The organism is Hydrogenophaga sp. OTU3427, assembly GCF_038440225.1.
Lineage (GTDB): Bacteria > Pseudomonadota > Gammaproteobacteria > Burkholderiales > Burkholderiaceae_C > Hydrogenophaga.
On the sequence record NZ_JASATI010000001.1, the window covers coordinates 1 to 22,284 of the forward strand.

Sequence of the window (22,284 nt, forward strand, 5' to 3'; positions counted from 1 at the left end):
CAATCCCCCCCCCCCCCCCCCGGGGGCCCGCGGCCCCCCCCCCCCCCCCACAGGGGTTTGTTGTGTGTCCTGTTCGAGACCTGCGCATGCTTGAGCGTCTGATCTGTATCTGCGTGGCCACCCTGGCGCTGGCCTGGGGCGCGCCGGCGCAGGCCCTGTCTGCGGCCGATGCCCAGGCCCTGGCGGTGGGCGACACCGACGCCCGCATCGAAACCCTGAACCGGCTGAGTTCGCAGGCCGATGCCGCGACCCAGGCCCTGATCGAAGCCCTGGCCGCCGACGCCGTGAAGGTGGCCGGCGCGCGCGTGTTCATCGTGCGCGAAGACCGGGCCACCGACGCCACCACCGGCCAGCCGGCCACCGTGCCCGACGACGCCGAGGACGTGGTCAACAACAACCGCATGCGTTCGGCGCTGGAGGTGGCCCTGGCCGCCCTGCGCCTGTCGCAGCCCGATGAAAAAGTCCGCCTGGCCGCCGCCGTGTCGCTCCAGGCCGATCCCAACCCCGATCAATTGCCGCTGGTGGAAAAGGCCCTGGCGGCCGAGACCAGCGAACGCGTGCGTGCCGCGCTGGAGCAGGTGCGTGCCGGCATCTGGCTGGGCAGCGAGCAGGAGGCCGAGCGCATGAAGGCCGCGCAGCTGCTGGCCACGAGCCGCCTGCCCGAGATCCAGAACCTGCTGACCGAACGCATCGCGCAGGAAAGCAGCCCCGCCGTCAAGGCCGCGCTGTTGCGCTCGCTGGACAGCGTGCGCGCCACCCAGGCCTGGACCGACCGCCTGGGCGTGGCCTTCACCGGCGTCAGCCTGGGCTCCATCCTGCTGCTCGCTGCGCTGGGTCTGGCCATCACCTACGGCCTCATGGGCGTGATCAACATGGCCCATGGCGAGCTGATCATGATCGGCGCCTACGCCACCTACGCGGTGCACGTCTTCTTCCGCGACCACCTGCCGGCCTGGTTCGACTGGTACCTGCTGGCCGCCGTGCCGGTGGCCTTCGCCGCCTCGGCCCTGGTGGGCGCGGCCATGGAGCGCACGGTGATCCGCTTCCTTTACGGCCGCCCGCTGGAGACCCTGCTGGCCACCTGGGGCATCAGCCTCATCCTCATGCAGGCCGTGCGCACGCTGTTTGGCGCCCAGAACGTGGGCGTGGAAAACCCGGTCTGGATGAGCGGCGGCTGGAACATCTGGGGCAACCTCTCGCTGCCCTGGAACCGCATCGTCATCATCGCGTTCGCGGGTGCCGTGCTGCTGGGCATGGCGCTGCTGATCGGTCGCACCCGGCTGGGCCTGTTCGTGCGCGGCGTCACGCAGAACCGCCCCATCGCCTCCTGCATGGGGGTCAACACGGCGCGTGTCGACACCTACGCCTTCGCGCTGGGTTCGGGCGTGGCCGGCCTGGCGGGCTGCGCCCTGAGCCAGATCGGCAACGTCGGCCCCGACCTTGGCCAGGGCTACATCGTCGACTCCTTCATGGTGGTGGTGCTGGGCGGCGTCGGCCAGCTCATCGGCACCGTCTACGCCGCCCTGGGCCTGGGTTTCCTCAACAAGCTGCTGGAGGGCTGGGCCGGCGCCGTGCTGGCCAAGATCGCGGTGCTGGTCTTCATCATCGTCTTCATCCAGAAACGCCCACAAGGCCTGTTCGCCATGAAGGGCCGGAGCGCCGAGGCATGAGAAACCCCAACGCCATGAACACCGTTCCCCTGCCCACCCCCGCGCCCCTGCTCAGCCGCAGCGGCTGGACGGCCTACATCGCCGCGCTGGTGGTGGTGTGTGCCGTCGCACCCGCGCTCAACCTGGTGGTGCCCGAGGGCAGCGCCCTGCACCTGAGCGACTACGCCGTGTCGCTGCTGGGCAAGATCATGTGCTACGCCATCTGCGCGTTGGCCATGGACCTGATCTGGGGCTACACCGGCATCCTGAGCCTGGGCCACGGCCTGTTCTTCGCGCTCGGCGGCTACGTGATGGGCATGTACCTCATGCGCCAGATCGGCACCGACGGTCAGTACCGCAGCGAGCTGCCCGACTTCATGGTCTTTCTCGACTGGAAGGCGCTGCCCTGGCACTGGGCGCTGTCCGACAGCTTCGTCGCCACGCTGCTGCTGATCGTGCTGGTGCCCGGCGCCGTGGCCTTCGTGTTCGGCTACTTCGCCTTCCGCTCGCGCATCAAGGGCGTGTACTTCAGCATCATCACGCAGGCGCTGACCTTCGCCGCCATGTTGCTGTTCTTCCGCAACGAGACCGGTTTCGGCGGCAACAATGGCTTCACCGACTTCAAGCGCATCCTGGGCCTGGCCATCGCCACGCCGGGCATGCGCATGACGCTGTTCGTGCTCACCGGCCTGACCCTGCTGGGTTTCTTCCTGGCGGCGCGCTGGCTGGTCAACAGCAAGTTCGGCCGCGTGCTGCAGGCGGTGCGCGACGCCGAGAACCGCGTCATGTTCTGCGGCTACAACCCGGTCGGCTACAAGTTGGCCATCTGGACCCTCTCGGCCATGATGTGTGGCGTGGCCGGTGCCCTGTACGTGCCCCAGGTGGGCATCATCAACCCCGGCGAGATGTCCACCGCCAACAGCATCGAGATCGCGGTCTGGGCGGCGGTGGGTGGCCGCGCCTCGCTGATCGGCCCCATCGTCGGCGCCTTCATCGTCAACGGCGCCAAGAGCTGGCTGACCGTGACCTTCCCCGAGTTCTGGCTCTACTTCCTCGGCGCGCTGTTCATCGTCGTGACGCTGTTCATGCCCCAGGGCGTGGTGGGCCTGGTCAAGAAACTGAGGAAAACCGCATGACCCCCGATCTGATGGCGGCGGGCGCCGAGCGCTTCGCCAAGGTGCAGGCCCTGGACGCCCAGGGCAAGACGGAATCGGGCGGTCGCGAGGCCGGCTTCTCGCGGCTGGTGGTGGACGGCGAGGTCGACCTGGCCCACGGCCGCATCCTCTACCTCGACGACGTGCACGTCAGCTTCGACGGCTTCAAGGCCATCAACGGCCTGTCGCTGGACATCGCGCCCGGCGAGCTGCGCTGCATCATCGGCCCCAACGGCGCCGGCAAGACCACGATGATGGACATCATCACCGGCAAGACCCGGCCCGACCGTGGCGAGGTCTTCTTCGGCAGCACCATCGACCTGCTGCGCCACACCGAACCCGAGATCGCCACCCTGGGCATAGGACGCAAGTTCCAGAAGCCCACCGTGTTCGAGCAGCTCAGTGTGTTCGAGAACCTGGAGCTGGCCCTGGCCACCCACAAGGGCGTGCGCCAGTCCATGGCGTTCGCCCTCACCGGCGAACAGAAGGACCGCCTGGCGGCGCTGCTCGTGACCATCCACCTGCTGCCCCACGCCGCCCAGACCGCCGGCGCCCTGAGCCACGGTCAGAAGCAGTGGCTGGAGATCGGCATGCTGCTGGCGCAGGACCCCAAGCTGCTGCTGCTCGACGAGCCCGTGGCCGGCATGACCGACGAGGAAACCGAGCGCACGGCCGAACTCTTCCTGACCCTCAAGGGCCAGCATTCGCTGATGGTGGTGGAGCACGACATGGGCTTCATCCGCACCATTTCCGAGAAGGTCACGGTGTTGTGCGACGGCGCGGTGCTGGCCGAGGGCACGCTGGACGAGGTGCAGGCGGATGAGCGGGTGATCGAGGTGTACCTGGGGCGTTGAAAGACGCGGAACAACACATGCTGAACGTCAAAGAACTCCACCAGTACTACAGCGGTTCCCACATCCTGCGCGGCGTCAGCCTGGAAGCCCGGCAGGGCGAGGTGACCGTCTTGCTGGGCCGCAACGGCGTGGGCAAGACCACCTTGCTCAAGAGCCTGATGGGCCTGGTGCCCATCAAGAGCGGCAGCATCGCGTTCAACGGCCAGCCCATCCACCAGGCCACCCCTTACGAACGTGCGCGGGCCGGCATCGGCTTTGTGCCTCAGGGGCGCGAGATCTTCGCCCGCCTGACGGTGGAGGAGAACCTGCGCATGGGCCTGGCCTACAAGCCCGGCGGCACGGCGATCCCGACCGAGCTGTTCGAGCTGTTTCCGGTGCTCAAGCAGATGCTGAACCGGCGCGGCGGCGACCTCTCGGGCGGGCAGCAGCAGCAGCTGGCCATCGCGCGGGCCCTGGCCGCCGGTCCCAAGCTTCTGATCCTGGACGAGCCCACCGAGGGCATACAACCCAGCATCATCAAGGACATCGGCCGCGTCATCCGCATGCTGGCCGACCGCGGCGACATGGCCATCCTGCTGGTGGAGCAGTACTACGACTTCGCCGAGGCCCTGGCCGACCAGTACCTGGTGATGGAACGCGGCGAGGTGATCGCCCGCGGACCCGGCAGCGAGATGGTGGACAAGGGCATACGCCAGCTTGTGGCTATTTGAAGGCTCCCCCGCGCCACCTTCGGCGTCACCCCCAGGGGGCGATGCCAGCCGACTGGCGGAGCCAGTTCGGCGGCATCCCCGGGTGGGCGGTTGCGTGCGGGACGGGTCCCACTCCGACTGGGTGGTGTTGATACGCCCCTCTTTTTTGTGGATTAAGGGTTTTCCCTAGAATCCAGGCCGGCCCTGCGTTCCTGCCGGGCATCGCCCAGGAGCCCGGCCTTGAACGCCTCACCATCCGCCGCCGACGGCGCGGAAAATCCCTCGCTTGTCCCGTCCGCTTCGTCCGCCGCCTTCGTGCGCGCGGTGCTCGCGCTCGGCGTCGGCGGCTTTGCCATCGGCACCGGCGAGTTCGTCATCATGGGGCTGCTGCCCGAGGTCGCGAAAGACATCGACGTCACCATCCCCCAGGCCGGCCACGTCATCAGCGCCTATGCGCTGGGCGTGGTCATCGGCGCGCCCGTGCTCGCGGTGCTGGCCGCCGGCTGGCGCCGCCGCGCGCTGCTGATCGCGCTGATGGCCGTGTTCGCGGCCGGCAATTTCGCCAGCGCGATGGCGCCCGGCTACCTGTCGCTCAACCTGCTGCGCTTTGCCACCGGTCTGCCGCACGGCACCTACTTCGGCGTGGCCGCGCTCGTGGCCGCCACGCTCGCGCCACCGGGGCGGCGCGCGCGCGCGGTCGGCCTGGTGATGCTGGGCCTCACCGGCGCCACGCTGGTTGGCGTGCCCATCGCGGCGTGGCTGGGCCAGCTGTTCGGCTGGCGCGCGGCCTTCGTGTTCGTGGGCGTCATCGCGCTCGTCGCCGTGGCGCTGCTGCGCCGCGACGTGCCCGACCACGCGCCCGCCGCCGGCGCCAGTCCCTGGCGCGAACTCGGCGCGCTCAAGCGCAAGCAGGTGTGGTTCACGCTGGGCATCGGCGCCATCGGCTTCGGCGGCATGTTCGCCGTGTTCAGCTACATCAAGCCCACGCTGATCGAGGTGGCCGGCCTGCCGCTGGGCGGCGTGCCCTTCGTGCTCGCGCTGTTCGGGCTGGGCATGGTCACCGGCAACCTCGTGGGCTCGCGGCTGGCCGACAAGTCGCTCATGCGCACCATCGGCGGCGTGCTCCTCTACGCGGCGCTGGTGCTCGCCAGCTTCACCTTCGCTGCCCACCACGTCGTCACGGCGGCCTTCACCGTGTTCCTGATCGGCACCACCGTGGCCATCGGCCCGGCCCTGCAGATCCGCCTGATGGACGTGGCCGGCGACGCCCAGACCCTCGCCGCCGCGCTCAACCACTCGGCCTTCAACATGGCCAACGCCCTCGGCGCCTGGCTCGGCGGCGTGGCCATTGCGGCCGGCCTGGGCTGGACCTCGACCGGCTGGGTCGGCGCGCTGCTGGCACTGGCGGGCGTGGGCATCTTCGCCTGGGCGGTGGCGAGCGCGCGTGCCCAGGCGCGCCGGCCCGTGGTCGCGGTTTGTGAAAGCCAGACGGGCTGAACCCGCCGGGTCGGCGCGGCACAATGTCGCCATGTCGACCTTTGAAAATCCCCGCCAGACCCTCCTCGATCTGTTCAACGTTGCCGTGTCGCGCGCCATGCCGCTGCACACCATGGCGGCGCATCTGCCGCCCCCACCGGCTTCCGGAGGGCGCACCGTGGTGCTGGGTGCGGGCAAGGCAGCCGCCTCCATGGCACATGCCCTGGAGGCCTTGTGGCCCGGGCACGTGCGCGCCCACGGCGGCGCCGATGCCAGCCTGTCGGGCCTGGTGGTCACGCGTTATGGGCATCTGCCGCCGCGCCCGGACGGGGTCCCGGCGCAGATCGAGATCGTCGAGGCGGCCCACCCGGTGCCCGACGAGGCCGGCCTGCGCGCGGCCCAACGCATCCTGGAGATCGCGCACGGCTGCACCGCCAACGATCTGGTGATCTGTCTGATCTCGGGCGGCGGCTCCTCGCTGCTGACCTGGCCTTGTGAAGGCCTGACCCTGGCCGACAAGCAGCGCATCAGCCGCGAACTGCTTCACAGCGGCGCCGACATCGGCGAGATGAACACCGTGCGCAAGCACCTGTCACGCATCAAGGGCGGGCGACTGGCCCTGGCTTGCGCGCCCGCGCGGGTGGTCACGCTGGCCATCAGCGACGTGCCAGGCGACGATCCGGCCGTGATCGCCAGCGGCCCCACCGTGCCCGATGCCAGCACCTGCGGAGAGGCGCTGGACATCCTGCGCCGCCACCACATCGAGTTGCCGGTGGTGGTGCAGCTGGCGCTGGAGAACGGCGCCCTGGAGTCGGCCAAACCCGGCCACCCGGCCCTGGCGGGCAACAGCCTGGCCATGATCGCCACGCCGGCCCAGTCGCTGTGGGCGGCTGCCGAGGCGGCACGTGCCATGGGGCTCAACGCCTATGTGCTGAGCGACGAAATCGAAGGCGAGTCGCGCGAGGTGGGCAAGGTGCACGCTGCGCTGGCCCGGGCGGCGGCGCGCGGCGAAGGCCCGTTCCAGAAACCTTGCGTGATCCTCTCGGGCGGCGAAACCACGGTCACCGTGCGGCCCCAACCCCAGGGCACGCCACGCGGCCGAGGCGGACGTGCGGGCGAGTTCTGCATGGGCCTGGCCCAAGGCCTGCAGGGCCAGGCCGGCGTGTGGGGCCTGGCCGCCGACACCGACGGCATCGACGGCGTGGAAGACAACGCCGGGGCCGTGGTGCTGCCCGACACGCTGGCGCGCGCCCGCGCCGCCAGCGTGTCGCTGCAGGCCCACCTCGACCGCAACGACGCCTACGGCTTCTTCGGCGCCCTGGGCGACCTGGTGGTGACCGGCCCCACCAACACCAACGTCAACGATTTCCGCGCGCTGCTGGTGTTGTGATCTGGGGCCTGTTCACACTGTTTTCCAAGATGCGTTGCGAGCCAAAAAGGCCATGCGCAAGGCACGAAACGCCGCCGGGGCATCCCCCCGGCAAGGCTTCGCACCGCGGCGCATGGCCTTTTTGGCCGCAACCCGAAGGGAATGGGGTGGAAACAGTGCCACCCGTCGTTGCACGCCTAGGCCAGACACCCAGTCTGGCCGTCGTCGCGCGCCTAGATTGGCGCTGTTTTCGCCCCATTCGCACTTGGAAAAACAGTGTGAACAGGCCCTAGTCGCCCTTGATGCTGCGTTCCTTGATGATGGCGCCGAAGCGCCTGGAATCGTCCAGGCTCTTGGCGCCAAAGGCCGCGGGTGTCAGCGGAAGGGCTTCGCCGCCGAGGTTGGTGATGCGCTCGCGTGCGGTCGGGGTGCCGAGGATGCGGTTGATCTCGGTGTTGAGCCGGGCCACCACGGCCGGCGGCGTGTGGGCCGGTGCATAGAAACCGAACACCGAGTCGGCATCGAAACCCTTGAGCCCGACCTCGTCCAGTGTGGGCACCTCGGGGAACAGCGGTGAGCGTTTGAGGCTGCCCACGGCCAACAGTTTGGTGCGCCCGGCCTTGGCCGCCTGCAGGCCGATGCCGGGGTCGAAATAGAAGTCGATCTGCCCGGCCATCAGGTCGTTGAGCGCCGGTGCCGCGCCGCGGTAGGGCACGTGGACCGCGAACAGGCCGGCCTGGCTCTTCATCATCTCGCCGGCCAGGTGGGGCGAGCTGCCGTTGCCGGCCGAGCCATAGGACAGCTTGCCCGGGCGGGCCTTGACGTAGGCGATGAAGTCGCTGGCGTCCTTGACCTCCAGCGTGGGCCGCGCCATCAGGTAGACCAGCACCCGCGCGGCCGAGGCCACCGGGGTCAGGTCCTTGACCGGGTCGAAGGGCATGGTGGCGTAGATGTGCGGGTTGACCGACACCATGCCACCCGAACCCATGAGCAGGGTGTAGCCGTCGGCCGGCGCCTTGGCCACGGTCTCGCCGGCGATGTTGCCGTTGGCGCCGGGCCGGTTCTCCACCACCACCGGCTGCTTCAGGGCCTCGGCCAGCGGCACCGAGACCAGGCGCGCGATCTGGTCGGCCGCGCCACCGGGCGGAAAGCCGACCACCACGCGCAGCGGTTTGTCGGGCCAGGTCTGGGCCTGCACCAGCGGGCTCAGGCCCAGTGCGAGGGTGACGGCCAGGGTCTTGGCTGAAATGGGCATGTCGCTTGTCTCCTTGTTGTTCAGGGTGCGCGGGTCTTCAGGCGCGGGTTGTGGTGCCAGCGTATGGGCTGGGCCTTGAGCGGTCGGGCCGGCGCGCCGTGCTGCACCAGCGCCCGGTCCAGGGCCTGGCCGGCCTCGTCGCTCAGCGCGGCCTGCCGGGCCTGTGCCACGGCCTCGGCGGTATCCAGGTGATCGATGATGTGCAGCAGGTTGTCCTTGCCGCGTTCGTTGGTGCTGCCGTAGCCCTTGATGAGCTGGCCACAGCGCGCCAGTTCCAGGCCCTGTTTGGCGCTGTGGGCGGCGCCACGCGCCACCGCGGCCAGCCAGCGGTCGATCAGGGCCTGCTCGGTGGCGAAGCGCTGCCCCAGCGGGCGCAGGCGCCGCAGGGCCGCCAGGGCCCGCAGCGCCAGCAGGCCGCCGACGCGGTCGCTGGCGATGCGCAGCGGCAGGGCCCAGGGGGCTTTGCCCCGGGCCACGCGGCGCGCGTCCCAGGCCAGCACGCGGCGCGCCAGGCTGGCCGGCAGCAGGGCGGCGAACTCGGGCGCGCCGGGCTTGAAGTGGTCGTACACGCGCAGCAGGTCGCCGTCGGCCAGTTTCACCTCGCCTGCCACGCGCTGGCGACGGCTGGCGCGGCTCTTGAGGTCGGCCACGCGCACGATGTCGTCGAAGGCCATCCACAGCGCCAGCCAGCGCGCGGTCTCACGCGTCGTGGCCCAGCCCTGGCTGGCGCCCGGGTCACCCTGCCGTTCGGCCGACAGCACCAGGCGCAGGCGCTGGGCGTAGCGTTCGCCGTAGGCGGCGTCCTGGTATTCGCAGACCCGGGCGTGGCCCAGGGCCAGCATGTCGTGCACCGCGGGCGGGAAGTCGCGCGCCAGCGCCCCGGGCAACACCGGGGCCGCCTGGCGCGGCGTGTCGTCGTCCTGCAGCACGGCGTTCACATAGGCGGCCTGGTGGCGTTGCGCCACCACCGCGTCGAAGGCCAGCGCAAAGCCCTTGAGGCTGGCCGTGGCCTGGGCGCCGATGGCGGCTTCGCAGTGGGCGCGGTCGAAAGGCAGCAGGCCGCTGCCGGCCAGCGCACCCAGCATCACGGCGCTGACCACGGTGCCGGCCTCGCGCGTGAGCGCGGCCATGTCCAGCACATGGTGGGCGCGGCTGTGGGCCTGCACCAGTTGCAGGAGTTCGGCCTGTTCGCGCCGGCCGTCGCCCATCACCATCTTCTCGGCCGTGGTCAGCGTGCGCGACGAGGACGTGATGACCAGGGTGTGGGTGTCGGACGCCAGACCGTTGGTGATCTGGCGCCCGGTTTCCAGCAGCTCGGACGACACCAGCGCATCGAGCCGGCCGGGCAGGGGGTTGAGGCCGAACACGGGGCGGCGGCCGGCCAGTTCGGACAGCGGCACCGGGAACACCTCCAGGTAGTAGGTGGTGGCGCCGGTGCGCTGGGCCACGCCGGGGATGGAGGTGGCCTGGGCGGCGTAGCCGGCGCGGCGCGCGCTGTCCACGATCCAGTCGGTCAGCACGCCGCCGCCTTCGCCGCCCAGGGCGCACAGCAGCAGGGAAATGGGTTGTGGTGTCATGTCGGGTTCAGGTCGATTGCAGCAGGTGCACGAAGGGGGCGCGCAGCGCGTCCAGCAGGCGTTCGTGCCAGCGCGGGTTCTGCACCACCTCGGCGCGGTAGAACGACGGGCACAGCGTGGCCGCGTGGGCGTTGGCGCCACACAGGCCGCAGCCCACACAGCCGTCGATGACGGTGGCCACCGGGTCGACCTTGAGCGGGTCGGGGTTGTCCTTGAGCGTGAGCGTGGGGCAGCCCGAGAGGCGGATGCAGGCGTGGTCGCCGGTGCAGACGTCCTCGTCGACGCCGTATTTCACCCGCACCACGCGCTCGCCTTTCTTGAGCAGACTGGCGATCCAGGGCTTGATGCGGCGCTGGCGCTCCAGCTGGCATTCGCCCTCGGCGATGATGACCTTGAGGCCCTGGAAGTCGGTGCTGAAGGCTTCGGTGAGGGTCTGGCGCACGGTCTCCACCTCGTAGGTGTGCACCGTGCGCAGCCATTGAACGCCCAGGCCCTGCAGCGTGCGTTCGATGGTCTGGTTCACGTGCGCCAGGCTCTGGTGCTTGTCGGTGGCGGCCAGCTTGGCGTCATCGTCTGGCGTGGAGATGATGTCCTGCGTGCCGGTGGCCGAGGTGTAGCCGTTCTTGAAGATCACCAGCACCGCGTCGTCGCCGTTGAACAGGGCCGACTGCACGCCGGTGAGCAGGCCGTTGTGCCAGAAGCCGCCGTCGCCCATGATGGACAGCACACGCCGCTTCATCACCGGCGAGACGCCGGCCCGGCTGGCCAGGCTCATGCCGTAGCCGAGGATGGAGTGGCCAAAGGAAAAGGGCTCGAAGGTGGCGAGTGCGTGGCAGCCGATGTCGCCCGCGATGTGCACCGGCCCCACGTCCTGCTGCGCCAGCCGCAGGGCCGAGAAGACCGGCCGTTCGGGGCAGCCCACACACATGCCCGGCGGGCGCGCGGGCAGCGGCGCCGGCAGGCTCTGGGCAGTCTGTGCGCGGCGCTGGCGGTTGCCCTCCAGCCAGGCCTGGGCGCTGCGCAGCGCCTCGCCCGCGGCCACCGGCAGGTAGCGCGCCACAAAGGCCGCCAGGCCACCGGCCATGGCCTCGGCCGTGTACTCCCCCGCGCTGGGCAGCATGTCCTTGCCATGCAGCGGGGTCTGGATGTCGGCACGGCGCAGCAGCGTGGCCAGCTCCTGCTCGATGTATTCGGGCTGGCCTTCCTCCACCATCAGCACGGCGCGTTTGCCGATGCAGAAGTCCTTGAGCTGTTCGGGCACCAGCGGGTAGGTCACGTTGAGCACCAGCAGCGGGATGTCGCTGTGGCCGAAGGCATCGGCCAGGCCGAACTGCTGCAGGGCGCGGATCAGCGTGTTGTAGAGCCCGCCCTGGACCACCAGCCCGAGGTCGCCGTGCTGGCCGCCGTCGAACAGCTCGTTGAGCCCGTGTTCGGCGATGTAGCGGCGCGCGGCCGGCAGACGTTCCTCGCCCTTGAGCTTTTCGTGGCGGAAGGTCACGGGCGGGTGGGCCAGGCGCATGTAGTCGAAGGCCGCGGGCTCGTCGATCAGCGCGCGCTTGGACAAGGATGGCGGCACGTTGTCCTTGGTCGTGAAGCTGCCGCGCACGTGGCAGGCGCGTATGCGCAACTCCATCAGGGCCGGCATGTTGGAGGCTTCGGACAGCCGGAAGCCGTGTTCCACCATGTGCACCATGCGCTGCAGTTCGGGTCTCGGGTCCAGCAGCACCATGCTGGACTTGAGCGCGTAGGCGTGGGTGCGCTCCTGGATCACGCTGGCGCCTTCGCCGTAGTCCTCACCCACCACCACCAGCACGCCACCGGTGACGCCGGGCGAGGACAGGTTGGACAGCGCATCGGCCGCCACGTTGGTGCCGACGATGGACTTCCAGGTCACGGCGCCGCGCAGCGGGTAGTGGATGGAAGCGCCCAGCATGGCCGCGGCCGAGGCCTCGTTGGCACAGGCCTCCACGTGCACGCCGAGTTCGTCCATGTAGGGCTTGGCCTGCACCATCACGTCCAGCAGGTGCGACACCGGCGCCCCCTGGTAGCCGCCCACGTAGGCCACGCCGGACTGCAGCAGCGCCTTGGTGATGGCCAGGATGCCCTCGCCATGAAAGGTCTGCCCGGCGCCCAGGCGCAACGATTCGATCTCCTGGTGGAATGAAACTTCCAAAGTCGTGTCTCCTGTTGGCGTCGCAGTATGGGTGTTGCCGCGTCATCCATCAATACAATGAAACGACTAAGCATCATTAGCCAAATGCATATCAACGACCTCGATCTCAACCTGCTGCGCCTGTTCGACGAGGTCTACCGCGCCGGCAACGTGAGCCGCGCGGCCGAGCGCCTGGGGCTGACGCAGCCGGCGGTCAGCCAGGGGCTGACGCGGTTGCGGCTGCTGATCCACGACCCGCTGTTCGTGCGGTCGCCTGGCGGCGTGCGACCCACGCCCAAGGCGCAGGCCATGGCCGAGGCGGTGGGGTCGGCGCTGGCCATGCTCACGCGCGCGCTGTCCGACACGGCGGCCTTCGATCCGGCCCGCTCGCAGCGCCTGTTCAGCCTGCACATGAGCGACATCGGCGAGGCGCGTTTCCTGCCTGAGCTGATGGCGGCCCTGCGCGCGCAGGCGCCCCACGTGCGGGTGGCCACGCGGCCGGTGCCCCACGGCGGCATGGCCGACGCGCTGGACAGCGGCGCCATCGACTTCGCCTTCGGTTACCTGCCCCAGGTCAAGGACACGCAGCGCGCGCCCCTGGTGCACGACCGCTACATCGTGCTGATGCGCGCGGCACACCCCCGGCTGGAGGCGCTGCGCCGCCTTCGGCCCGCCGCGCTGCTCAAGGCGATGCAGCAGTTGGACTTCGTGGCGGTGCGCAGCCACACCGACACCCTGCGCCTGCTGCAGCAGGAGGGCCTGCAGGAGCGGCTGCGGCTGACCACGGAACATTTCATGGTCTTGCCCGCCATCGTGCGGGCGACCGACCTGTGTGTGGTGATGCCACGCAACATCGCCCAGGGATTTGTGCAGGGCGACGGTTGCGCCGTCGTCGCGCCGCCCTTCGCCGGGCGCGATTTTGTGGTTGACCTGCACTGGAGCCGCCGCTTCGAGGGCGACCCGGCGCACCGCTGGTTCCGCGACCTGGCCCGACAGCTGTTCACCGGCTGATCACACGCACCGGATTCACACGTCCCAGATGCGCGGGCGCTGCGGCGCCAAGCCCCAGGCCGCCGGACGCAGCGCGGTCCACGCCTGCTGCAGGAGGTTCATCACGGGCTCGACCACCGGGCCCAGCACCCGCAGCACCAGCATCTGCGGATTGGGGCAGGTGGCGCCGGCGCGCAGGCGCAGCGGGTGGGCGGAACAGACGGCGCGCACGGTGTCCAGCAGGTGCTCCTTGCGCTCGCGGGTCAGGGCGCTGCCCGAGGCGAACACCAGGGTGCCCAGGCAGCGCTGGCCATCCAGGCCCAGGGGCGCGTCCAGCAGGCGGGTGTCGTCGGCGCGGATGTGGGCGTGCTCCAGCCACAGTCCCGGCACGTCCATGTGCTGGGTGAATTCGCCGGCGTCGAAAGCCTTGCCGGCCGAGGGCTGGCCCAGCGCCAGCACGTCCCACACCATGGCCTCGGCGCTGGGCGCGAGTTCCAGGCTGAGCCGGTTCAAGCCGATGCAGCCGCTGTAGGCCAGGGTTTCCAGCGGCAGCCATTCGAGGCGGGCGTTCTCCTGCACCCGCAGGCTCACGCGTTGCTGCGCGGCCTCGCCGCCGCTGCGGTAGAAGCGGGTGGCGCCGGGTGTGCCCAGCCAGGCGTGGGCGCCGGGGCCGACGTTCACGGCGATGTCGATCACGTCGCCGTTGGCCAGGCCGCCCGGGGGGTGCACCAGCACGTTGTGGCAGATCGCGGGGCCTTCGGGGTAGAGGCTCTGGAAGACGCGCAAGGGGCCTTCGTGGCGGTGGTGCAGCACGGTGCTGCCGTTGCGCAGGTGGTGGTCGAGTTCGAGTCGGGCGTGCCAGGGCATGGGGGGAGTTTAGGGTAGCGGCCTGCCCCTGGGCCAGGACAAAAAAAGCCCGCAACAAGTGCGGGCTTCAACTGGATGGGGGAAAAAATCAGCGCTGTTCGATGGGCTTGACGTCGCGCTTGACGGAACCGGTGAACAGCTGGCGCGGGCGGCCGATCTTGTACTCGGGGTCGCTGATCATTTCGTTCAGCTGCGCGATCCAGCCCACGGTGCGGGCCAGCGCGAAGATGCCGGTGAACAGGTTGACCGGGATGCCGATGGCGCGCTGCACGATGCCGGAGTAGAAGTCCACGTTCGGGTAGAGCTTGCGCTGCACGAAGTAGTCGTCTTCCAGGGCGATCTTCTCCAGCTCCTTGGCCAACTTGAACAGGGGGTCGTTCTCCAGGCCCAGCTCGGCCAGCACCTCGTTGCAGGTTTCCTGCATCAGCTTGGCGCGCGGGTCGTAGTTCTTGTAGACGCGGTGACCAAAACCCATCAGCTTGACGCCGGAGTTCTTGTCCTTGACCTGGTTCATGAACTCACCGACCTTGGCCACGCCGCCCTGGCGCTGGATGTCTTCCAGCATGTTCAGGCAGGCTTCGTTGGCGCCGCCGTGGGCAGGGCCCCACAGGCAGGCCACGCCGGCCGCGATGGCGGCGAACGGGTTGGTGCCCGACGAGCCGCACAGGCGCACGGTGGAGGTGGAGGCGTTCTGCTCGTGGTCGGCGTGCAGGATGAAGATGCGGTCGAGCGCGCGCTCCAGCACCGGGTTGACCTTGTAGTCTTCACACGGCACGCCGAACATCATGCGCAGGAAGTTGCCCGAGTAGGACAGTTCGTTGCGCGGGTACATGAAGGGCTGGCCGACGCCGTACTTGTAGGCCATGGCCACCAGGGTGGGCATCTTGGCGATCAGGCGGATGGCCGCGATGTCGCGGTGTTCCGGGTTGTTGATGTCGGTGCTGTCGTGGTAGAAGGCCGAGAGGGCGCCGACCAGGCCGGTCAGGACCGCCATGGGGTGGGCGTCGCGGCGGAAACCACGCAGGAAGAACTGCATCTGCTCGTTGACCATGGTGTGGTTGGTCACGAGCTTGTGGAAGTCGGTGCGCTCCTTCTCGTTGGGCAGTTCGCCCTTGAGCAGCAGGTGGCAGGTGTCGAGGTAGTCGCAGCTGGTGGCCAGTTGCTCGATGGGGTAGCCGCGGTACAGCAGTTCGCCCTTGTCGCCATCGATGTAGGTGATGGCCGACTGGCACGAGGCGGTGGACAGGAAACCCGGGTCGTAGGTGAACATCCCGGTTTGCGCATACAGCTTGCGGATGTCGATCACGTCCGGACCGATGTTGCCGTGGTAGACCGGCAAGTCGATGCTGGGGCTGCCATTGCTGAACGACAGCGTGGCTTTGTTGTCTGCAAGTTTCATGCGCTTTCCTCTAGGTGCTGATGAGAATGGGGCTCGGGTGGCTGCCTCAACATAGCCAGTAGTTCAATGACGTCGGCACGGGCCAGGGCGCCCTCGGGTGACTTGCGGCCCAGCAACAGATCGAGCAGATCGTTGTCGGAGAGGTCCATCAGTTCACCCAGGGCGTCGGCCTGCCGCACCGTCAAGCCAGCTTCATGCCTGGCGAAGAAACGCTCGATGAACAAGTCGTTCTCGAGCAGGCCACGGCGGCAACGCCACTTGAGCTTGCTCAGGGCGCGTTCGTCCAGCGGGGGGCTCAGTGTTGTCATGCCGTGGTGTCCGGAGGGGTCGATCGGTCAGATGGCGCGGTGCACCATCATTTCCTTGATCTTGCCAATGGCCTTGGTGGGGTTCAGGCCCTTGGGGCACACGTCCACGCAGTTCATGATGGTGTGGCAGCGGAACAGGCGGTATGGGTCTTCCAGGTTGTCCAGGCGCTCGGCGGTGGCTTCGTCGCGGCTGTCGGCGATGAAGCGGTAGGCCTGCAACAGGCCGGCCGGGCCCACGAACTTGTCCGGGTTCCACCAGAAGCTGGGGCAGCTGGTCGAACAGCTGGCGCACAGGATGCACTCGTACAGGCCGTTGAGTTCTTCGCGCTCCTCGGGGCTCTGCAGGCGTTCCTTCTCGGGCGGCACGGTGCTGTTGATCAGGTAGGGCTTGATGCTGTTGTACTGCTTGAAGAACAGCGTCATGTCCACGATCAGGTCGCGCACCACCGGTAGGCCGGGCAGGGGCTTGAGGACGATGTCGCCCTTGAGCGTGTTCATGTTGGTCAGGCAGGCCAGACCGTTCTTGCCGTTGATGTTCATCGCGTCCGAGCCGCAGACGCCTTCGCGGCAGGAGCGACGGAAGGAGATCGAGGGATCGACCTTCTTGAGCTTCATCAGCGCGTCCAGCAGCATGCGCTCGTGGCCGTCCAGCTCGACCTCGATGGTCTGCATGTAGGGCTTGGCGTCCTTCTCGGGGTCGTAGCGGTAGATCTTGAATGTGCGTTTGGCCATGTCGGTGCTCCAGTACGGGTCAGGCTCAGAAGGTGCGGACTTTGGGCGGAACCGAATCCACCGTCAGCGGCTTGAGGTTGACCGGCTTGTAGGTCAGGCTGTTGTCGGCGCTGTGCCACAGGGTGTGTTTCATCCACACCTTGTCGTTGCGACCGAGCGGGAATTCGGCGTCGTCGGGGCCACGCTCGTAGTCGTTCACCGTGTGGGCGCCACGGCATTCCTGGCGGGCGGCGGCCGAGGTCATGGTGGCCTGGGCGGCCTCGATCAGGTTCTCGACTTCCAGCGCTTCAATGCGGGCGGTGTTGAACACCTTGGACTTGTCGCCCAGGGCGATGTTCTGCACGCGTGCGCGCATGGCATCGATCTTCTTGGCGCCTTCGTTCATGCTGGCCTGGGTGCGGAACACGCCGGCGTGTTGCTGCATGGCGGCACGGATGTCGTTGGCCACGTCCTGCGCGTATTCGCCCCCGGTGGTGTTGTCCAGGCGGGCCAGGCGCGACAGGGTGCGGTCGGCGGCGTTGGCCGGCAGCGACTTGTGGGTCTTGTTCTTGTTGTTGAACTCGACGATGTGGTTGCCGGCGGCCTTGCCGAAAACCAGCAGGTCCAGCAGCGAGTTGGTGCCCAGGCGGTTGGCGCCGTGCACCGACACGCAGGAGCATTCGCCGACCGCGTACAGGCCATTCACCACGGCCTGGCCGCCGTTGCCGTCGGGCGTGACGACCTGGCCATTGATGTTGGTCGGGATGCCGCCCATCTGGTAGTGGATGGTGGGCACCACCGGGATGGGCTCGCGCGTGATGTCGACGTTGGCGAAGTTGACGCCAATTTCGTACACCGAGGGCAGGCGCTTGTGGATGGTCTCGGCGCCCAGGTGGTCGAGCTTGAGCAGCACGTAGTCCTTGTTGGGGCCACAGCCACGGCCTTCCTTGATCTCCTGGTCCATGCAGCGCGAGACGAAGTCACGCGGTGCCAGGTCCTTCAGGGTGGGCGCATAGCGCTCCATGAAGCGTTCGCCGTTGCTGTTGAGCAGGATGGCGCCTTCGCCACGGCAGCCTTCGGTCAGCAGCACGCCCGCGCCGGCCACGCCGGTGGGGTGGAACTGCCAGAACTCCATGTCCTGCAGCGGGATGCCGGCGCGCGCCGCCATGCCCAGGCCATCGCCGGTGTTGATGAAGGCGTTGGTGGAGGCCGCGAAAATGCGGCCGGCGCCACCGGTGGCCAGCAGCGTGGTCTTGGCTTCGAGGATGTGCACATCGCCGGTTTCCATTTCCAGCGCGGTCACGCCCACCACGTCGCCATCGGCGTCGCGGATCAGGTCCAGCGCCATCCACTCGACGAAGAAGGTCGTGCGGGCGGCCACGTTCTGCTGGTACAGCGTGTGCAGCATGGCGTGGCCGGTGCGGTCGGCCGCCGCGCAGGCGCGCTGCACCGGTTTCTCGCCGTAGTTGGCGGTGTGGCCGCCGAACGGGCGCTGGTAGATGGTGCCGTCGGGGTTGCGGTCAAAGGGCATGCCCATGTGTTCCAGCTCGTACACCACCTTGGGTGCTTCGCGGCACATGAATTCGATGGCGTCCTGGTCGCCCAGCCAGTCGGAACCCTTGACGGTGTCGTAGAAGTGGTAATGCCAGTTGTCTTCCGACATGTTGCCCAGCGAGGCGCCGATGCCGCCCTGGGCCGCGACGGTGTGGGAACGGGTGGGGAAGACCTTGGACAGGACGGCCACGTTGAGGCCTGCGCGTGCCAACTGCAGCGAGGCACGCATGCCAGAGCCACCGGCGCCGACGATGACGACGTCGAACTTGCGCTTGGGCAGGGAAGAAGATGCGGTCATGGCTTACAGCCTCCAGAGAACTTGAATGGCCCAGCCGGCGCAACCCACCAGCCAGACGAGCGTGAACACGTGCAGCGCCAGGCGCACACCAACGGGCTTGACGTAATCCATCCAGACGTCGCGCATGCCCACCCAGACGTGGTAGAGCAGTGCCACGATGACGGCGAACGTCAGCACCTTCATCCATTGGGCGGCAAAAATGCCGGCCCAGCCTTCGTAGCCGAGCGGGCCGCTGGTGAAGATGACCTGGACCAGCACCACCAGGGTGAACAGGGCCATCAGGGTGGCGGTGACACGCTGGGCGAGCCAGTCGCGCAGACCGTAGTGGGCGCCGCTGACGACGCGTTTGGAACCGTAGTTGACAGACATCTTGTATTCCTCTGAATCAGTACAGGCCAAACAGCTTGGCGCCCAGCACCAGGGTCAGGCCAATGCTCAAGACCAGGGTGACGGTGGCCGAGGACTTGCCGAATTCCTTGGTGACCGCGTGTGTCATGTCCATGTAGAGGTGGCGCACGCCGGCGATGAAGTGGTGCAGGTAGGCCCAGATCAGTGCCAGGGCCACCAGTTTGATGAACCAGCCCGGCACGAAGCCGATGCCGGCCTCGAAGGCCGAGGTGAACTCGGCATAGGAGAACTCGGACGACAGCGAGGTGTCGAACATCCAGATGATGAAGGGCATGAGCAGGAACATCACCACCCCGCTGACGCGGTGCAGGATGGACACCCAGCCCGCAGCCGGCAGGCGGTAGGTCGGCAGGTCCGACAAGGCGTTGATGTTGCGGAACTCAGGCCGCTTTTTTGTCAGCTCAGTCATGCTTGGCTTTCACTTTCGGGCGATGGAACAGGTGGTAACCTGATGGTAACTTTGACCACAATCCCTGACGGGTGGCTGTCAAATTCTATTGCAATGCAGCATGATGCCTGTGCGTAGATACCGTTATCCGCGTGAAGAAGTGCGATTGCATCAGCTCAACTCGTTGCGGTAGTGGTGGGTGTCGGTGCGGTACAGCCCGCGGCGCAACTCCATGGGCACGTCGTTGTAGGTGTAGGCAAGGCGTTCCACGCTCAGCAGCGGCGTGCCGGGCGCCACGCCCAGCAACGGGGCCGATTCGGCGTCGGCCGCCAGCGCCTTGATCTTTTCCTCGGCGCGCACCATGCGCACGCCGAACTGGGCCTCGAACAGCGCGTACATCGGGCCGCGGTCGCCGGCCAGGGTTTCCAGCGTCAGGCCCTTGAAGGGGACGCCGGGCAGCCAGAGGTCTTCCAGGATGGCCGGCGTGCCGTGGAAGGCGAGCACGCGGCGCACCTGCAGAACCGGGTCGCCGCTGCGCAGGCCCAGCAGGCGCGCGATCTCGGCGGGCGCGCGCAGGCGGCGGCATTCGACGATGTTGCGCTCGGCCGGGCCTTCGCTGCGCTGGTCGCCCACGTCGGGCTGCAGGCGCAGGAAGCGGTACTGGGTGTGCTGCTCGGCGTGGGTCGCCACAAAGGTGCCCTTGCCCTGGCGGCGCACCAGCAGGTTGTCGGCGGCCAGTTCGTCGATGGCCTTGCGCACCGTGCCCTGGCTCACGCGGTAGCGCGCGGCCAGCTCGAACTCGCTGGGGATGGTGTCGCCCGGTTTCCACTCGCCGGCCTGCAGGCTCTGCAGGATCAGCGACTTGATCTGCTGGTACAGCGGGCTGAAGGCCGGCGTGGCGGCGGCGCCCAGACCTTCGGCCTGGGGCGCGCTGGAGGCGCCGCCTGCGGTGTTGGAGGGCGTGTTCTGGCTCATGGTTTGAATTGTCAATCATATCTTATATAAGACATAAGACAAATTGACGCTTGCGGGTTTGCGAGGGTACACTCGGGGTTGGTTTTGATGCAAGTCGCTGCAGGGGCCCCGGTCACCGCCGCGACAGTGCACCGCCCGTCATCCGCTTTCCTTCATTCCATTGGAGTTTTTCATGAGCAAGAAGCCCGTTCGCGTGGCCGTCACCGGCGCCGCAGGTCAAATCGGTTACGCACTGCTGTTCCGCATCGCCTCGGGCGAAATGCTGGGCAAGGACCAGCCCGTCATTCTGCAACTGCTGGAAATCCCCGATGAGAAGGCCCAGAAGGCGCTCAAGGGCGTGATGATGGAGCTGGAAGACTGCGCCTTCCCGCTGCTGGTGGGCATGGAAGCCCACAGCGACCCGATGACCGCCTTCAAGGACACCGACTACGCCCTGCTGGTGGGCTCGCGTCCGCGTGGCCCGGGCATGGAGCGCGCCGAGCTGCTGGCCATCAACGGCGCCATCTTCACCGCCCAGGGCAAGGCCCTGAACGCCGTGGCCTCGCGCAACGTCAAGGTGCTGGTGGTTGGCAACCCCGCCAACACCAACGCCTACATCGCCATGAAGGCCGCGCCGGACCTGCCGCGCAAGAACTTCACCGCCATGCTGCGCCTGGACCACAACCGCGCGCTGAGCCAGATCGCGGCCAAGACCGGCAAGGCCGTGGCTTCCATCAAGAAGCTGACCGTCTGGGGCAACCACTCGCCCACCATGTACGCCGACTACCGCTTCGCCACCATCGACGGCGCCTCGGTCAAGGACATGATCAACGACCAGGAATGGAACGCCAACGTGTTCCTGCCCACCGTGGGCAAGCGCGGCGCGGCCATCATTGAAGCGCGTGGCCTGTCTTCCGCTGCCTCGGCCGCCAACGCCGCCATCGACCACATGCGCGACTGGGCCCTGGGCACCAACGGCGAATGGGTCACCATGGGCATCCCCTCCAATGGCGAATACGGCATCCCCAAGGACGTCATGTTCGGCTTCCCCGTCACCTGCGAAGGCGGCGAATACAAGATCGTCGAAGGCCTGGCCATCGACGCTTTCTCGCAAGAGTGCATCAACAAGACCCTGGCCGAGCTGCAGGGCGAGCAGGACGGTGTCAAGCACCTCGTCTGACAAGCACTTTGTTGCGTGGTAACCGCTTGGTAACTCGACCGTGAACCAACACCCCGCTGCCATCCTGCTGGGCGCCCAGGGCGGTGCGTTTGCACTGCCGGTGTGCGACCACTACAGCGGGGTCGAGGTGCGCATGCGCAAGAGCCTGCAGCTTCAGGCCGACATGGCGGCCGAGTTCGGCGCCTGCGTGTTCGACGTCACGCTCGACTGCGAGGACGGCGCGCCCGTGGGCGGCGAGGTGGAGCATGCCCATCTGGTGAGCGAGCTGGCCCTGGCAGCCGCAGCCGGTGCCCGGGTGGCGGTGCGGGTGCATGCGGTGGATCACCCGGCCTTCGAGGCCGACGTTGCCACCGTGGTGGGCCGCGCCGGCCACCGCTGGTGCCATGTCATGGTGCCCAAGGTCGAGTCGGTGGCCGATGTCGAGCGTGCCGTCGCGGCCATCGACGCAGCCTCCAGTCGGCCCGGCAGCGTGCCGCTGCATGTGCTGGTCGAGTCGCCCGCCGCGGTGCACCGCGCCTTCGACATCGCCGCACACCCGCGCGTGCTGTCCATCAGTTTCGGCCTGATGGACTTCGTCTCGGCCCACGGCGGCGCCATTCCCGCGTCCGGCATGGGGGTGGCGGGGCAGTTCAACCACCCGCTGGTGCTGCGCGCTAAGATGGACATCGCCAGTGCCTGCCATGCCCACGGCAAGGTGCCGTCGCACTGCGTGGTGACGGAGTTCAAGGACGCCCAGGCGCTCAAGGCCGCGGCCACGCAGGCGGCCCAGCAGCTGGGCTACACCCGGATGTGGAGCATCCACCCCGACCAGATCCGTCCCATCCTGGAGGCCTTCGCGCCTCAGGCGGACGAGATCGCGCGCGCGGCCGACATCATTGCGCTGGCCCATGCGGCGCAATGGGCGCCGGTGCAACACGCCGGGCAACTGCACGACCGCGCCAGTTACCGCTACTTCTGGCAGGTGCTGGAGCGCGCGCACCGCACCGGGCGTCCCCTGCCTCCCGAGGTGGACGCGTTTTTTGCCACAATGGCAGACCGCCCCACATGAGGAG

Annotated in this window: 20 protein-coding genes; 9 read left to right on the top strand and 11 right to left on the bottom strand. The window is 68.1% G+C overall.

Features of this window, described 5'->3' with window-relative positions:
• The first annotated feature begins 86 nt into the window (after positions 1-86).
• From urtB to AAHB17_RS00030, 6 genes are all read left to right on the top strand, one after another.
• Positions 87-1,670: an urea ABC transporter permease subunit UrtB gene (gene urtB, locus AAHB17_RS00005; RefSeq protein ID WP_342128343.1), complete on the top strand. Its 1,584-nt coding sequence runs from the start codon at positions 87-89 to the stop codon at positions 1,668-1,670.
• 14 nt (positions 1,671-1,684) lie between these two features.
• The gene (gene urtC / locus AAHB17_RS00010; protein WP_342128344.1) at positions 1,685-2,785 is read left to right on the top strand and encodes an urea ABC transporter permease subunit UrtC; all 1,101 of its coding nucleotides are present in this window, start codon (positions 1,685-1,687) and stop codon (positions 2,783-2,785) included.
• Positions 2,782-3,657, top strand: a complete 876-nt coding sequence (gene urtD, locus AAHB17_RS00015; RefSeq protein WP_342128345.1) for an urea ABC transporter ATP-binding protein UrtD — start codon at positions 2,782-2,784, stop codon at positions 3,655-3,657. The genes urtC and urtD overlap by 4 nt, the downstream gene beginning before the upstream one ends.
• 17 nt (positions 3,658-3,674) lie before the next feature.
• The gene (gene urtE, locus AAHB17_RS00020; RefSeq protein WP_342128346.1) at positions 3,675-4,367 is read left to right on the top strand and encodes an urea ABC transporter ATP-binding subunit UrtE; all 693 of its coding nucleotides are present in this window, start codon (positions 3,675-3,677) and stop codon (positions 4,365-4,367) included.
• Between the two features lie 219 nt (positions 4,368-4,586).
• Positions 4,587-5,843, top strand: coding sequence for an MFS transporter (locus tag AAHB17_RS00025; RefSeq protein WP_342128347.1), 1,257 nt, complete (start codon positions 4,587-4,589; stop codon positions 5,841-5,843).
• A gap of 31 nt (positions 5,844-5,874) precedes the next feature.
• Positions 5,875-7,212 (top strand): glycerate kinase type-2 family protein, encoded by a 1,338-nt coding sequence (locus tag AAHB17_RS00030; protein WP_342128348.1) that lies wholly within the window; start codon positions 5,875-5,877, stop codon positions 7,210-7,212.
• Positions 7,213-7,480: 268 nt separating this feature from the next.
• On the opposite strand, the gene AAHB17_RS00035 is transcribed toward AAHB17_RS00030, so the two are convergent.
• From AAHB17_RS00035 to AAHB17_RS00045, 3 genes are read right to left on the bottom strand one after another with little or no spacing between them, the layout of a single operon-like run.
• Positions 7,481-8,446 carry a Bug family tripartite tricarboxylate transporter substrate binding protein gene (locus tag AAHB17_RS00035; RefSeq protein ID WP_342128349.1) on the bottom strand — a complete coding sequence of 322 codons (966 nt, stop codon included), beginning with the start codon at positions 8,444-8,446 and terminating at the stop codon, positions 7,481-7,483.
• Between the two features lie 20 nt (positions 8,447-8,466).
• Positions 8,467-10,023: an indolepyruvate oxidoreductase subunit beta family protein gene (locus tag AAHB17_RS00040; protein ID WP_342128350.1), complete on the bottom strand. Its 1,557-nt coding sequence runs from the start codon at positions 10,021-10,023 to the stop codon at positions 8,467-8,469.
• Positions 10,024-10,030: 7 nt separating this feature from the next.
• Positions 10,031-12,196: an indolepyruvate ferredoxin oxidoreductase subunit alpha gene (locus AAHB17_RS00045; RefSeq protein WP_342128351.1), complete on the bottom strand. Its 2,166-nt coding sequence runs from the start codon at positions 12,194-12,196 to the stop codon at positions 10,031-10,033.
• 84 nt (positions 12,197-12,280) lie between these two features.
• On the opposite strand from AAHB17_RS00045, the gene AAHB17_RS00050 reads away from it, so the two are divergent.
• The gene (locus AAHB17_RS00050) at positions 12,281-13,186 is read left to right on the top strand and encodes a LysR family transcriptional regulator (protein WP_342128353.1); all 906 of its coding nucleotides are present in this window, start codon (positions 12,281-12,283) and stop codon (positions 13,184-13,186) included.
• Between the two features lie 15 nt (positions 13,187-13,201).
• Here the strand turns inward: AAHB17_RS00050 and AAHB17_RS00055 are convergent, their stop codons facing one another.
• The 8 genes from AAHB17_RS00055 to AAHB17_RS00090 all read right to left on the bottom strand — a co-directional run bounded on the left by AAHB17_RS00055 (position 13,202) and on the right by AAHB17_RS00090 (position 20,073).
• Positions 13,202-14,032: an urease accessory protein UreD gene (locus AAHB17_RS00055; protein WP_342128354.1), complete on the bottom strand. Its 831-nt coding sequence runs from the start codon at positions 14,030-14,032 to the stop codon at positions 13,202-13,204.
• Between the two features lie 88 nt (positions 14,033-14,120).
• Complete coding sequence (locus tag AAHB17_RS00060; protein WP_342128356.1) at positions 14,121-15,431, bottom strand: citrate synthase; 1,311 nt, start codon at positions 15,429-15,431, stop codon at positions 14,121-14,123.
• Positions 15,428-15,739: an FAD assembly factor SdhE gene (locus AAHB17_RS00065; RefSeq protein ID WP_342128357.1), complete on the bottom strand. Its 312-nt coding sequence runs from the start codon at positions 15,737-15,739 to the stop codon at positions 15,428-15,430. The genes AAHB17_RS00060 and AAHB17_RS00065 overlap by 4 nt, the downstream gene beginning before the upstream one ends.
• 27 nt (positions 15,740-15,766) lie before the next feature.
• A complete protein-coding gene (locus AAHB17_RS00070) occupies positions 15,767-16,471 on the bottom strand; it encodes a succinate dehydrogenase iron-sulfur subunit (RefSeq protein WP_342128358.1) in 705 nt (234 codons plus the stop codon).
• A gap of 25 nt (positions 16,472-16,496) precedes the next feature.
• Positions 16,497-18,302, bottom strand: coding sequence for a succinate dehydrogenase flavoprotein subunit (gene sdhA / locus AAHB17_RS00075; RefSeq protein WP_342128359.1), 1,806 nt, complete (start codon positions 18,300-18,302; stop codon positions 16,497-16,499).
• 3 nt (positions 18,303-18,305) lie between these two features.
• Positions 18,306-18,671, bottom strand: coding sequence for a succinate dehydrogenase, hydrophobic membrane anchor protein (gene sdhD, locus AAHB17_RS00080; RefSeq protein ID WP_342128360.1), 366 nt, complete (start codon positions 18,669-18,671; stop codon positions 18,306-18,308).
• Positions 18,672-18,687: 16 nt separating this feature from the next.
• Positions 18,688-19,119, bottom strand: a complete 432-nt coding sequence (gene sdhC / locus AAHB17_RS00085; protein ID WP_342128361.1) for a succinate dehydrogenase, cytochrome b556 subunit — start codon at positions 19,117-19,119, stop codon at positions 18,688-18,690.
• Positions 19,120-19,269: 150 nt separating this feature from the next.
• The gene (locus tag AAHB17_RS00090) at positions 19,270-20,073 is read right to left on the bottom strand and encodes a GntR family transcriptional regulator (RefSeq protein WP_342128362.1); all 804 of its coding nucleotides are present in this window, start codon (positions 20,071-20,073) and stop codon (positions 19,270-19,272) included.
• A gap of 172 nt (positions 20,074-20,245) precedes the next feature.
• On the opposite strand from AAHB17_RS00090, the gene AAHB17_RS00095 reads away from it, so the two are divergent.
• Both AAHB17_RS00095 and AAHB17_RS00100 read left to right on the top strand, forming a co-directional pair.
• A complete protein-coding gene (locus tag AAHB17_RS00095; RefSeq protein ID WP_342128363.1) occupies positions 20,246-21,232 on the top strand; it encodes a malate dehydrogenase in 987 nt (328 codons plus the stop codon).
• Between the two features lie 40 nt (positions 21,233-21,272).
• Positions 21,273-22,280, top strand: coding sequence for an HpcH/HpaI aldolase/citrate lyase family protein (locus AAHB17_RS00100; RefSeq protein WP_342128364.1), 1,008 nt, complete (start codon positions 21,273-21,275; stop codon positions 22,278-22,280).
• Positions 22,281-22,284: the final 4 nt, after the last annotated feature.